Origin of the sequence: Pseudoalteromonas umbrosa, from assembly GCF_030125375.1 — a bacterium.
GTDB classification, from domain to species: domain Bacteria; phylum Pseudomonadota; class Gammaproteobacteria; order Enterobacterales; family Alteromonadaceae; genus Pseudoalteromonas; species Pseudoalteromonas umbrosa.
Map to the genome: position 1 here is coordinate 1,500,971 of NZ_JASJUU010000001.1, position 13,482 is coordinate 1,514,452.

The window sequence follows — 13,482 nt, forward strand, 5'->3', positions numbered from 1 at the left end:
GTCCCATTTGGTTTCCCATTTGGTTTCCCATTTGGTTTCCCATTTGGTTTCCCATTTGGTTTCCCATTTGGTTTCCCATTTGGTTTCCCATTTGGTTTCCCATTTGGTTTCCCATTTGGTTTCCCATTTGGTTTTGCGAATAGGCTAACGCTCTGTTAAGGTGTGAGCAACGCAATACCGATGCCGCCGCATACCACCTTAAATACTAAACGCAACGCATAGCAAAAATGCCAAGTGTTGCGAATCACTCTTAAACAGATTGTTAGCCATTCTAAACATTTGTGGTTTTACTGACAGATGACATGAGGTCTGGAACAAACCTCTCTGTAAATCCCGCTATAAATGAAAAACAAATTATTGCATATATGTTTTCTTTGAATGGAGCGAGAGCTAGCTCTGACTTTGCACAAATAACCACAAATAGTCCAAAAATAATTCCGATTAGCAAACGCGAAATGCTCTCACTGTATAGGCCAAGCAAACTTCCATACGGATCAATAGAAATCTTGTTGTTTCTTTGTAACGCAGATACCATAGCGCCCAAAACACCTGAGCCTGCCCCAAAAAGGTACACATTATTAACGTCAAATGGGATAGATAACACAAGCAAGAATAGTAAAAATATGATTGTTGAAAGTAGACTCACTATGAAAAGCTTAATTCTCAGGTAAGAATCTGTTTGAGATAAAATGAATTTTTTTGCGCTGTGGAATACAGATGGAACATCATCTTCCTTACTTTTTCTAAATGCCACAGACAATGAAGAACCAAGCATACTTGATACTGCTGGTCTATAAGACTTTGGCAGGACTGAGTTTGATAAAGACTGCAAGCTCTCAAATTCTTCCACTGCCTTATTTAAAAAGTCTGGCAGTTTCTTATGGAACCATTGTACCGAATCACTTTTGGTACGATATATAACGAAGTCGGGACCATGGGCTATTGTGCTCTTTATTTCATCTTTATACTTATCTATGTAATCATTTGCTTCAGAAAAGAAGCCACTTGTATCAGTACCCTCTGGCGACTGTAATGACGTTGCTAGCGCATCAGATAACAACCTGTTCACTCTTGGCAAATGTCTTCTACTTAAATAACTCTCGGCTAATCCTCTAAGACGTCGACACTCCGATATTGAGTCTTTCGCCCAACTTGGAACTTGCTCTATCTCCCAACTCAATGAACCACCACCTCCTACATAAAGGATGAAGAAAGTAGAACTTGAATAAATTCCCTCAATCTCATCACCAGAAGCTGTTATGTCACCTACAGCATACAACCTTTTATCTGCTATCTTCTGCTCTTTCGTAATTTCAGCAGATGATAATTTTTCTTCGAGCACCATATTATCCTTATTCGCTAACATTTTTATCTACGATAAATGTCGCATAACAACAGCGTAATGTCTGCCATATAACGACAGCTTTTCAAATACGCACTTTAATACGCCCAACCATAACAATAAGTTAAGCAGATATCACCAAGTTAGAAACAGTTGAAGCACATCACTTGTCGTATAACAGTGATATTTGAAAAACATCGAGAACTGTATATATACAAAAAAATCAAAATGAAACTGGTTGTTAAATAGTCCTTTTAATCAATAATACAAGCGTATCTTCCTGCACAAAGATATGTCAAAAGTACCATTTCATGGTATCTATATTGGATAACTGCCTTTATTCGATTTCATAATTTAATGCCCTAAATCAATTGGTCCAATGAATTTGTGCCTGTCCCATTTGGTTAGCGAGAACTGTATATATACAAAAAACCAAAACGGAACTGGTTATGAAATAGCCATTTTTATCCATAATACAAGCGTATCTTCCTACGCAAAGATATGTCAAAAATACCTTTTCATGGTATCTCTATTGGATAACTGCCTTTACTCGATTTCATAATTTAATGCCCTAAATCAATTGGTCCAATGAATTTATGCCTGTCCCATTTGGTTACATAATAGCAGGCTAAAATTAGCGACGAAGGAGCGCAAGCCTGCTGTTTTGCGTCCCTTTTGGTTAAAGCGTTTGTTATACGTAATTTACGCCTTACTTGAATATTTGATTTTTACCTTTAATGGTAAACATCTTTCCAATGACTAATTCGTCATCAGTAAGCTCATATGGAACAAAAACAGTTACAGAGTAACCACTTACATGATCCAAATCGATAGCAATAGCATCAGAGCCCTTAATTTTGACATCATACGCTAGCGAGGCAGCAATAATATCTTGGGCCTGAGCCGACTGAATATAATGATTTTTTAAAAGCTCAATTAGGTCTGATGAACTTGGCCTTTCATCTTCAAGCTGCGCAGATAAACTAACTTGCTCACCATTACGCTTCATGACTTCTCCGAAAGGGAAAAATTCTTCACTTTCGAGAAGAAACTGTTGCGCTAAAGGCAGCACCGAATCAAAAAGCTTTTGAGTGTCAATTTTCCCTTGTTCCATATTATTTCAATAGCTATTTAGCGAAATGAGCAGAAATACTGCGCCAAATGATAATTTCATGATTACGTATAACGCCCAATTAAGTTGTGAGCAGCGCTGCCACCACACTCAAACACTGCACCGTAATCACCAAACCAATTAAAACCGAAAGCGCCGAGCGTTGCGAATCAGCTTGAATTGCTTGTTAAGTGCTTTTCGCCACTTTATCAATCCATTCATGAAGAGCCATATAATCAGCTAATTGAAGTTGGTATTTAATATCATTTTGAAACTCTCTCGCCCCTTTTGTAAAAGTAGAAGTAGTAACTACTAAACCAGCATTTGCCCTTTTGTGTTGAACTACTCCATGCAACGAACGCACTATATTGACCCCTACTTTATTTCGAGGTGAATATTTCTTGCACTCGACAAGATATAAAAACTTCCCTACGCCATCTTTTTTTGCAGCATATATATCGACACCACCATCACCTGAAGCTGGAGTCAACTCCACTTCATAGCCCTGTCGATATAGTAATTCCGCTGTCAACTCCTCAAACTGTCTCGGCGACAAACTATGCATTTTAAGCGGATCTGAATAAATACGTTCTAGCATCTCATCGTTAACATAGCGTACAGACTTGATGATTTGTGGAGGAGCACTTTCGTTACTTCTCAAAGGCCTTCCATTAGAATCAACAATGCCTGTAGCATCAAATTTAGATAACAGTGATGTTACATCTTGTAATGACAATCTCCGATTTTGAATTGCATTTAGTGCTAAATCCATAGCCAAAGGATGTCCCCCTGACCAATGAAATAAAGCGCTAATATCCTCAATAGGCAACCCCATCACTTTGCGCACTGCAATATACTCTTCGAGGTCTAGCTGAGAAAAACCATCAAGTACAATTTTTCGGTACTGTGAAAATATAGGGAGATTTGATCTAGAAATAATAAGGAATTTAGTACCTTTTTCAGATACTTCTATAACTTCCTTTGCTAACGAATCAGACGCCAGATCAAATTCATCAATTACAACTAAAGACTCGGATTTAAGAGTATCACCGGACAAAAGCTCCATAATAGAACTTGTTCTATTGAATGCGTAATAACGATGAATACCATTTTCGTATCTATCTTTATTTTCTAAAGCATATTTATAGGATAAAGAGGTCTTCCCTACGCCTCCACTTCCCTGAAGAAGGACTATAGGGTCACTCGAAAGATAACTACCTAACTTCTCGAGCTCCTTGTTTCGACCGACAAATCCCTGCTCAATACTTTCAACGGGGACAATACCTAAAAAATTTTCCAATCTACAGACTCCAAAAAGGACTTAACGCCGCAAATAAACGGCTAAAAATAGTTGGCTAAAATTTGTGAGGTACGAGCAAAGCCAACTGTTTTTTGTCCGCATTTTAATTTGTTTTGTTATGTGACTAGCTCAAAGTCATAACTGGTAACTAACTTATCAAGGAAAGTGCTCATCCCATCACTCGAATCGGTGACAATATCTATATCACCAGTATCAGCACAATATTGCAGTGTTATCTCAGTGTCACCGTAATTATAAACTTCAGTAAACTCTGTAAACGGTAATAATTTAGAGCTGGTTTTATGCGATGCAATCTCGTTAGCAGCACTTTTCAAACTCTCAAATGCCATCCAGCCATCGCAACCATTATTTTTATCTTCAATGATTACGGCTAGCAGCCGACCATCTGTTTCGTACTTCCGAATGTTGATTTTCACAATAGTCACATAACGCCCGATTAAGTAGCCCGAAACGCACAGCGATTGTTTCTGCATAGCGCCGTAACCACTGACCCCCCTGCAAACTGAAAATGGCACGCGTTGAGGGTCTGCTTAAATTGCTTGTTAGGTATTCAATTCTCTATACGAACGGATACACCTATAAAATCTGCGATGTTACCTGCTAACTCTTTTGTTATTGAAAGATCATTATGCTCTTCAAGTAAAATGGACTTATTGTTATTCGTCACCAAAGACAGACTGTAAGAGTCAAAATCATCACTCTTGAATATTCTGATTTGGACTTCTTTAATATCGTCGAAACCAACTAATGTATTACCGTTATGCTTTATGGACTTAGAGTCGATGTTGAAAGTGTAGCAATCACCTTTTGTAAGCACAGTTAGAACATTACGAAGCTTTTTTAATACTACAAGCGGAAGCAGAAGTACAATTAACAGGAGTGGTTGCTGTTTGATTTTAGTCACAACGGAATTAATGAAGTCCACATTTGAAAAGTCCTGACCAAATACACTATAAAAATTGAACCTATTAAGAAGGCAGCTAATAAAAAACTTATGAGTTCGCTTTGCTTAGATCTTGCAAGCAAAAGGGTATTTGAATTTCTTTCTTTTATTTCTAATGATCTCATGAGAACTCCGATGAATACCTAACGCCGCATTAAGGTGTGAGCAACGCTTCCACGAAACTTAACCATACCACCGCAAACACAAAACCCAACGATGGAATGAAAAATGCCCAGCGTTGGGAATCACTCTTAAATGCTTTGTTATGTTACGGTCTGATTTTTATGCTAATTTTTGGATTAAGCGATCTGAAATACTTTTCGATACACCTAACCATTCCATTGCTTCAGCCTTAGTAAGATCAATTCCACTCACATGCACAATTTCATTTCTCAAACGATACATTTTTAGAATTAGATCGGCTAAACCACTATCAATCTTCTCTAAACTTTGTAATTGTCGAACTATCTTGGTAATTGGCTGATGCTTACCGTCAGATCCCTTAGTTATAAGGATATTCTCGATATTTTGCCAAGATTGTAAAAATGCCCATTCTGGTGCTGTCTGCACTAATTCTAAATCGCTAGCACTAAAAGACGAGCTAGGATAAGCAATGGTTATTCCTAATTCTATTGCATCGCCTTTGACTTCATCGATAGCTTCAACCAGATCAATTTCTATATCGCCATACTTTGCTTTTTTTACTCGTTGTAATAGCTTGGCAACATCTTTTTTGAAGTACAACAATGCTCCAGCAACGACTATTGGCCAAGCTAAATGTCCCACAAGATCAACAACTAACTTTAAATACTCGATCATTTACCTTTCCACTTGAGTAACATAACATTTTTATCTACGACAAATGCCGCATAACAACAGCTTTTCAAATACGCACTTTAATACCCTCAACCATAACAATAAGTTAGGCAAATGTCACCAAATTAGAAATGGTTAAAATATGTCACTTGTCGTATAACAGTGATATTTGACAAATACTGAGTGCTGTATATATATACATATAAATAATTTAAAATGGAACTGCATATGAAATCACCATTTTTATCCATGATTCAGGAACATATGTATACGCAAAGATATGCCAAAAGTACTATTTCATGTTATCTCTATTGGATAACTGCCTTTATTCGATTTCATAATTTATAGCACCCAAAAACACTTGATGAGGAAGCGGTAGAACAGTTTTTAAGTCACCTAGCCAACCAACAAAACGAAGTTTTTAGGTTCTAAGCTCTAAACACACAGGCTGAGGTGCTCAATGCACCTGTGTTCGCAAAAGAAATTCTGACAGACTCTTCTACAAGATAAATCAAAATACAGATATATATTTGTACCTGTCTCATTTGTTTTGTTCATTGGTTATGTTTTTCTCTAACGATTAGTTAACTCGCTTAGCAACCAATCTAATTGATACCTTGCCGCAGATATCAGCTCATCAAATACTAATATTTCAACATTTGCTTCAATATGATCTGGGCGAGGCAAATCACCACCTCGTTTTCCGCCTAAAAGCATGACTCTAATGGGTTTATCAGTATACCTGGTAAACTCATTTCGGTAGGTCGTTGCTTGCTGATAGTCCAGGTAGCTTAAGCTGTGTTTAGGCCTCTTAAACTCGATTAACAAATGTTCATTGTAAACACTACGGTTTAGAAGTAAGTCTGGTCTTTTAGACCCCAAATCTCCGGTATATTTCTCATTCAAATAATCTTCAATCTGGCGTCTTAATGTTATATTCGAACTAAACATGGAGTATTCTGGGCCAAACAGCCACATGTTGTTCTCAATAGCCCTATGGAGTTCAGCTTCAAGTGTACTATTCTTCAAACATAACTCTTCGAGTGCATCGAGAAATGAGAGCCTAGTGGCAGCTTGTTCAGCCATGAAACTCAGCTGCGCAATACCATAGTCTTCAAGGGCTTCTGCAAGTTTAGCTATCTCTGAATTTCTAGCACTATTAAGTTGTTCAATAACCATTCTATAATCTGACCGTTCAATGGCATCTAGAATTACGTTAACAATGGGCTCAAGCTTTGACTCCGGTTCGCCGTAATACTTCTGTAATATCTTTCTAATTGCATCATCTGCAAACTGTCTTTTGAACTCAGGTAGCTGCTCTAACCTTTCATTTACCTTCTTTGCTAGCCTTGCTTGTGCTAAATTCATCTCTTTCGAATATGCTTTTTGAAAAGCTTCTTTCACTATCGGTTGAATTAGGTGTTTCAACTCTAAAATGAACTGACTATTTTCGATTAGCGCTCCCCAATCTGCAGTTACGTGGTCGATTAAACCATCAGCCTCAACCTCTCCATACAGCTGATTTAGGAGTTTAGCGGGAAATGTTTCATCATCTTCTAGGCCAAAAGATGAAGGTTCACCCACTACCTTTCCAGCGACTCTGATTGCAATACCTGACTTTCTTACTTTTGACTTCTTATCTGCAATCGTGAACTTTAGATTGACCTTTCCTAGCGAACTGCTTTCAAATGTATTTTGAACAAAGCTACCCCTGAGATCATCAACGTCCATTTCTTTGTCATTAACTACGATTTTAAAATCGTTTTCCCTGCCATAATCTTGAAGTAGCTTTTGTCTGAACTTGGCAGGATCAGGGAAAGCAAGATTTTGCTTCATTTCCAGTAGTGTGATTTTTGTACCACTTGCTAAAGGGTCGCACGCGGTAACGGTAAGTGGTAGCGGTAAAACTTCAATCTCTCCCACTTCATTTAAAGAAGGAAGATCGATTTCAAATTTACAACGTGTCCCTCTAGTCCAAGTCTCTACGATCATTCTATTGGCGCACATAAGGCCAGCAAACTTGCCTATTCCTTTCCTTCCCTTAACCTTTCTATACTTTTTCGGAGTAAACTGACCCCTACGACTTCTACGATTCCTAGCAATCAGCAGGTATTCATTTTTAAGCTCCTCTTCTGTCATTCCCGAACCATCGTCTTCTATGATGATCGGATCTTTGCTAAGAGGTTCTGGAAACTTTACAACCACCACCTCAGAGTCAGCATCCCAGCTATTATCTACAAGCTCTTTTAATGCCGCTTCAACTGAACGATAATTTTCACTTAGCAACGTTGCCAGACGACTATCAACATTAAAGTTCAAAGTATTCATAAAATTTCCATTGTGTTCGATTATTATCCGTAAAGCATAAAATTTTTATTTACGACAAATGTCGCATAACAACAACTTGTCAAATACGCACTTTATTACTCTAAACCATAACAACAAGTTAACCAGCTGTCACCAAATTGAAAAATATCAAAGCACATCAATTGCCACATAACCTTGATTTGTGACAACTTCCACACAGTATACGAATAGAAAAAAATCAAAATTGGACTAGCTAAGGAATCGCCATTTTTATTGATGATTCATGCACATATGTATACACAAAGATATGCCAAAAGCACTATTTAATGTTGCCTCTGTTGGATAACAGACTGCATCTGATTTTGTAACTAATTGCCCCCAAAGACACTTGAAGGGTAGAAATAGAAATAAAACTAAAACCCCCTCACTCCACCAAAGCCTTACTTGGATCTAAATAAAACATCTTTTTCCAGCCTTGGGTTTCAAATGTTACAAGCCAAGGTAGCGGGATAAGAGACAAGATAGAGTAATGCACATGGGCAGGTTTTCCTTTGGCGTTGCCTGTATCGCCCAAAGTACCAATGGGTTGACCTGAACTTAGCCACTGACCAGCATGGGTTATAACACTCTCTAGGTGCGCATAATAATGAATGCGCCATTTAGGGCCGAGTACAATCACCACTCTGCCGCCTTTATTGAACTGCCCTGAAAATAAAACAACGCCGTCGGATGCCGACAACACATCTGTGCCTTTTTTTCCAAAAATATCTATGCCTTTGTGCACGCCCGAACTCACCCACGGTTCATACCAAAAAGTCTCTTGATGCCAATCATGAGCACTGGCACCACGAACCGGTATGCGTAACTTCTCGGGCAGTAACAAACCGATTAAAATGATGAAAGTCACAACAAAGAGTAAATACTTTAGATACCTCACACTGCAATCCTTAAAATTTTTGCCAACCAATCCACATCAAAAAAGAATAATTTAGTTGCATAAAATGCACGAAAAGACATAACTGAGTGGCTAACCAGCCTTTAAAAGTTGATTAAATACTAAAACTCCTTAAAAAGTGCTGAATAACACGCTGATTAAAATACAAACTAATAAACTAGTATTATAAAAATAAAATTTATTCCTCCATTTTGCTTTCATAATTATGTACCACCATGCGTTATAACTAAGATGATCCCGCTTGGAAATGGTATGCAGCACGCTATAGATCATGAAAACGTCCAGTTAACTGATGTCATGTGTGAACAAAAACATAACAACAAAAACCAACAAAGTACTAAAAGCGAAAACAGCTTCGACTTAGCCAAGATTTCACCAAACAACCTTGGCTGTGCCAATTTTCGCAAAGACTATGGTCTCAAATCTGCTTATTTGGCAGGCGGTATGTATCGTGGTATTGCCTCTAAAGAGTTGGTCATCGCACTTGCAAACGCAGGCGTGATGGGCTTTTTAGGCACAGGCGGCAGGCAACTAAAAGACATAGAACAAGACATAATTCATATTCAAAGCAAGCTCACACATGGCCAAGCATATGGAATGAATCTAGTGGCAAATTTAGACTCGCCAGATACCGAGCTTGCCACCGTAGCGCTCTACCTACAACATGGTATAAAGTGTATCGAAGCTGCCGCGTTTATTCGCATTACACCCGCTCTGGTACTGTATCGCTTACAGGGTTTATACCAAGATGAACAAGGCATTGTGCGCTCCCACAATAAGCTGATCGCCAAACTCTCTCGCCCAGAAGTCGCCAATGGCTTTTTAAGCCCAGCACCTCAGCAAATCGTCCAACAACTGCTTGATGACCATAAAATCACAGCCGAGCAAGCTAAATTAAGCCAATCCATATTTATGTGTGACGACATCTGTGTCGAGGCGGACTCAGGCGGCCATACAGACAGAGGACAGCCCGCTGTTTTACTGCCCGCAATCCAAAGCTTACGGGACCAAAAAGTCGCTGAGTTTGGCTTTTTGCATTCACCGCGAATTGGGCTTGGTGGCGGCATTGGCACGCCAAGTGCTGCCGCAGCCGCTTTTATGATGGGCGCAGACTTTATTCTCACGGGCTCAATCAACCAATGCACCGTCGAAGCAGGTACATCCGATGCCGTTAAACACATGCTGCAACACATCAATGTGCAAGACACTGAGTATGCGCCCGCTGGCGATATGTTTGAATCCGGTGCCAAGGTGCAGGTACTGAAAAAAGGCAGTTTTTTTGCGGCGCGTGCCAACAAGTTGTTTCAGCTTTATCAGCAATATGACTCGCTCGACGCCCTACCGCAAAGAATACAAGCGCAGCTACAAGACAAGTACTTCAACATGAGCTTTGACGAGATCTGGCAACAAACCAAAGACTACTTGCTTGCATCTAAGCGCCCACATGATGTGGAGCGCGCCGAAAAAGACGGCAAATACAAAATGGCCCGCGTGTTTCGCTGGTACTTTGCCCACAGCATGAAGTTGGCCTTTAGCGGCGATGAGCAAATGCGAGTGAACTTTCAAGTGCACACAGGCCCAGCTCTTGGTGCATTTAATCAGTGGGTCAAAGGCACTGAGCTTGAACCATGGCAAAACCGTCACGTTGACAAAATTGCCGACAAACTGATGCAAGACACCGCTGAATTAATGAATGCCAAAGTGCAACAACTGCTGGCAGCTAACCTCGCTTACAAATAAAAAACGGAGTAGATATGAAAACATACATATTTCCGGGACAAGGATCACAATACGTCGGCATGGGCAAATCGCTTTTTGCTGAGTTTCCTGCGTATGTTGAGCAAGCCAGTGACTTGCTTGGTTACTCAATCAGCGAGCTGTGCTTGGCAGATCCCAACAAGCAGCTTAATCACACTCAATTTACTCAGCCTGCGCTTTATGTCGTCAGTGCCCTCGCCTTTTTACAACAGCAAAAACAACAGGGAGCTGCAGACTATTTAGCAGGTCACAGCTTGGGTGAATACGCTGCGTTATTTGCCGCAGGTGCGATCAGTTTTGAGACTGGGTTAAAGCTGGTACAAAAGCGCGGTGCACTCATGAGCGAAGCAGCTCCAGGCGCCATGGCCGCTGTGCTGAATGTCAGCGAATTTGACTTAAATAACGCACTGACAGAGAACAACTTAAACACCATTGATATTGCCAATTTGAATGCGCCAGACCAAATCGTGATCTCAGGGCTTGCTGAAGACATTAATAAAAGCCAAGCTTTTATAGAGCAGCTAAGTGGTCGCTTTATCAAACTCAATACAAGTGGTGCATTTCATTCTCGCTATATGGCCCCTGCGCAAACTGAGTTTGCTGAATTTATTCAAGGCTTTGAGTTTAAAACTTTGCAAACACCTGTGATTGCTAACGTCACAGCACAGCCTTATCACCATGCAGATATCGCTCAGCACTTAATAGCGCAAATTACCCAGCCTGTGCAGTGGACTAAAAGCGTTGAATATTTGCTCTCACAAGGCGATATGGACTTTTTAGAGCTTGGGCCAAAAAAGGTGCTCACTAAATTAGTGCAAACCATTGAAAAACAGTTTGTAAAGCCAGAGCAGTCCAGTGTCGTAAAAACACCCTCAAATATTCAAGCAAATGTTACGCCGCAGCAGCAGGTTGCACACTGGAATAACATGTATCCAGTGGGTACCGAGGTGCTTATTAAAGGGCAAACAACACCCTATAAAACCCGTACTCAAGCCACTCTACAGTTTGGCCACCGCCCTACACTTTATTTGCACGGTTTCGGCGGATACTTCCATTTAACTGATTTACGCCCTGCTCAGCAGCATGCGCACATCCCCGCAACGGCTTAAATCCACATGAATACAATCACTGGCCCAAGTAAGGCCATCAACAGAATAAAACTTAACCATAATATTGGACCACAGCGATGAAATATTACATTGGCTTAGCCACCTCATTTCACGACCCTGCAATTGCAATCGTTAACGCAAAAGGCGAACTCATTTTTGCCGAAGACGCAGAGCGCTTTTTAGGCTACAAACGTGGCCTATACTGCTTGCCAGACAACCCTTACTACATTGAAGAAGTACTAAAAACGCACTGCGCCGATTGCACTGAGCTAGTGATTGCCAAAACATGGAGTAAAGGCCGCGAAAAAAGCACCAATATTTTAGAAAATGTGGTTTTAAGTATTTTAGAGACTTTCTCATTTAATATTGACGTCAACACCCGCGATATTAAAGATCAGTTCTACTTTGCTCGCGCTTCTCAGGCGGCGGCTGGCAGAACCCTATCACGCTTTTTTGAAGCAGGTTGCCGTAATTTTATCGTCGGTAACTACAGAACTAAAAAACCAACGGATGTACGCTATCACGACCACCATTTAACCCACGCGGCCAACGCCTGTTTTAACAGCCCGTATGATGACGCAACGTGTATCGTGGTAGATGGCATGGGCGAAAAAAGCAGTATTGCCTATTACACCTACAAACATGGCAAAATTAAACCTGCGCCAATCAAGGTAAAACGCTCATTTAAGAGTTTAGGTTTGTTCTACACCATCATCTGTGAAAACCTCGGCTTTGACCCGCTCAAAGGTGAAGAGTGGAAAGTGATGGGCCTTGCCCCGTACGGTAAAAAAGACCAAAGAGTCTATGATTTACTGCGCTCATCTTTGCAGGTTAAAAACGGTAACTTTGCTGTTCCGAAAAACCTTAATGCCATCATGAAAGAAATCAAAAGCATGGCAAGAGAGCCAGGTGAGTCAATTGAACGCTATAAAGACTTTGCTTACACAGGTCAGTTGGTGTTTGGTGAGATCTTCATGGATTTAATCAACGCCGCATACGAGTATGCACCGTCTAAAAACCTATGTATTTCAGGTGGCTGTTCTCTGAACTCCTCATTTATGGGCACCGCTCTTGAGCGCTCCAAATTTGACAACATTTTTGTACCTTCAGCCCCTGCTGATGATGGCAATGCCATTGGCGCTGCGTTTTTAAGTTACCAGCAAGACAACCCAAGTTGGCAGCCAAGTAAAACCGTGCAATCGCCATATACAGGCTCAACAGTCAAAGAAAAGTCACTGCAAAAGCTGGCGCAATATGGCCACTTAAAAGCCACAGATTACGGCGATGAGGTCTACAAAAAAACCGCAGAGTTTTTAGCGCAAGGCAAAATCATCGGGTGGGCACAAGGTCGCGCCGAATTTGGTCCGCGCTCTTTAGGTAACCGCTCAATCCTCGCAAACCCATGTTTGCCTGATATGAAAGACACCATCAATGCCCGCGTTAAGTTCCGTGAAGAGTTCAGACCGTTTGCACCGTCTATTTTGCACGAGCATGGCGATGAATACTTTGAAAACTACCAAGAGTCACCTTACATGGAGCGTACTTTGGTCTTTAGAGAAGAAGTACGAGACAAGGTGCCTGCGGTTGTGCACGTCGATAACACAGGCCGTTTGCAGTCAGTGAAAAAAGAGTGGAACGAACCTTACTACAACTTGATCAGTAGCTTTAAAGAGATCACAGGCGTGCCTGTGCTACTAAACACCAGCTTCAACATTATGGGTAAGCCCATTGTGCATTCTGTTGAAGATATGCTCGCGGTGTTCCTGATGTCAGGCATCGATGTGTTGGTGATTAACAACACCATTTACGAAAAGAGCTAA

The 13,482-nt window shown here is 40.6% G+C and carries 12 protein-coding genes; 4 read left to right on the forward strand and 8 right to left on the reverse strand.

Annotation, left to right across the window (positions count from 1 at the left end; all coding sequences use genetic code 11):
* Positions 1-271: 271 nt before the first annotated feature.
* The 6 genes from QNM16_RS06470 to QNM16_RS06495 all read right to left on the reverse strand — a co-directional run bounded on the left by QNM16_RS06470 (position 272) and on the right by QNM16_RS06495 (position 5,536).
* Positions 272-1,366, reverse strand: a complete 1,095-nt coding sequence (locus QNM16_RS06470; protein WP_284019724.1) for a hypothetical protein — start codon at positions 1,364-1,366, stop codon at positions 272-274.
* A gap of 685 nt (positions 1,367-2,051) precedes the next feature.
* Entirely contained in the window at positions 2,052-2,456 is a 405-nt protein-coding gene (locus QNM16_RS06475; protein ID WP_284019725.1) for a hypothetical protein, read from the reverse strand.
* Between the two features lie 184 nt (positions 2,457-2,640).
* Positions 2,641-3,753 carry a restriction endonuclease gene (locus QNM16_RS06480; RefSeq protein ID WP_284019726.1) on the reverse strand — a complete coding sequence of 371 codons (1,113 nt, stop codon included), beginning with the start codon at positions 3,751-3,753 and terminating at the stop codon, positions 2,641-2,643.
* 116 nt (positions 3,754-3,869) lie between these two features.
* Complete coding sequence (locus QNM16_RS06485; RefSeq protein ID WP_284019727.1) at positions 3,870-4,247, reverse strand: hypothetical protein; 378 nt, start codon at positions 4,245-4,247, stop codon at positions 3,870-3,872.
* Between the two features lie 77 nt (positions 4,248-4,324).
* A complete protein-coding gene (locus QNM16_RS06490) occupies positions 4,325-4,591 on the reverse strand; it encodes a hypothetical protein (RefSeq protein WP_284019728.1) in 267 nt (88 codons plus the stop codon).
* Between the two features lie 408 nt (positions 4,592-4,999).
* Complete coding sequence (locus QNM16_RS06495) at positions 5,000-5,536, reverse strand: hypothetical protein (RefSeq protein WP_284019729.1); 537 nt, start codon at positions 5,534-5,536, stop codon at positions 5,000-5,002.
* A gap of 246 nt (positions 5,537-5,782) precedes the next feature.
* Here QNM16_RS06495 and QNM16_RS06500 point away from each other — a divergent pair, with 246 nt between their 5' ends.
* Entirely contained in the window at positions 5,783-5,881 is a 99-nt protein-coding gene (locus tag QNM16_RS06500; protein WP_284019898.1) for a phage integrase N-terminal SAM-like domain-containing protein, read from the forward strand.
* 225 nt (positions 5,882-6,106) lie between these two features.
* Here the strand turns inward: QNM16_RS06500 and QNM16_RS06505 are convergent, their stop codons facing one another.
* Both QNM16_RS06505 and QNM16_RS06510 read right to left on the reverse strand, forming a co-directional pair.
* Positions 6,107-7,861 (reverse strand): ATP-binding protein, encoded by a 1,755-nt coding sequence (locus QNM16_RS06505; protein ID WP_284019730.1) that lies wholly within the window; start codon positions 7,859-7,861, stop codon positions 6,107-6,109.
* Positions 7,862-8,264: 403 nt separating this feature from the next.
* A complete protein-coding gene (locus QNM16_RS06510) occupies positions 8,265-8,777 on the reverse strand; it encodes a M23 family metallopeptidase (protein WP_284019731.1) in 513 nt (170 codons plus the stop codon).
* 270 nt (positions 8,778-9,047) lie between these two features.
* On the opposite strand from QNM16_RS06510, the gene QNM16_RS06515 reads away from it, so the two are divergent.
* The 3 genes from QNM16_RS06515 to QNM16_RS06525 all read left to right on the forward strand — a co-directional run bounded on the left by QNM16_RS06515 (position 9,048) and on the right by QNM16_RS06525 (position 13,482).
* Positions 9,048-10,535, forward strand: coding sequence for a PfaD family polyunsaturated fatty acid/polyketide biosynthesis protein (locus tag QNM16_RS06515; RefSeq protein WP_284019732.1), 1,488 nt, complete (start codon positions 9,048-9,050; stop codon positions 10,533-10,535).
* A 14-nt stretch (positions 10,536-10,549) separates the two neighbouring features.
* Positions 10,550-11,662 carry an ACP S-malonyltransferase gene (gene fabD / locus QNM16_RS06520; RefSeq protein WP_284019733.1) on the forward strand — a complete coding sequence of 371 codons (1,113 nt, stop codon included), beginning with the start codon at positions 10,550-10,552 and terminating at the stop codon, positions 11,660-11,662.
* 77 nt (positions 11,663-11,739) lie between these two features.
* Positions 11,740-13,482 (forward strand): carbamoyltransferase family protein, encoded by a 1,743-nt coding sequence (locus tag QNM16_RS06525; RefSeq protein WP_284019734.1) that lies wholly within the window; start codon positions 11,740-11,742, stop codon positions 13,480-13,482.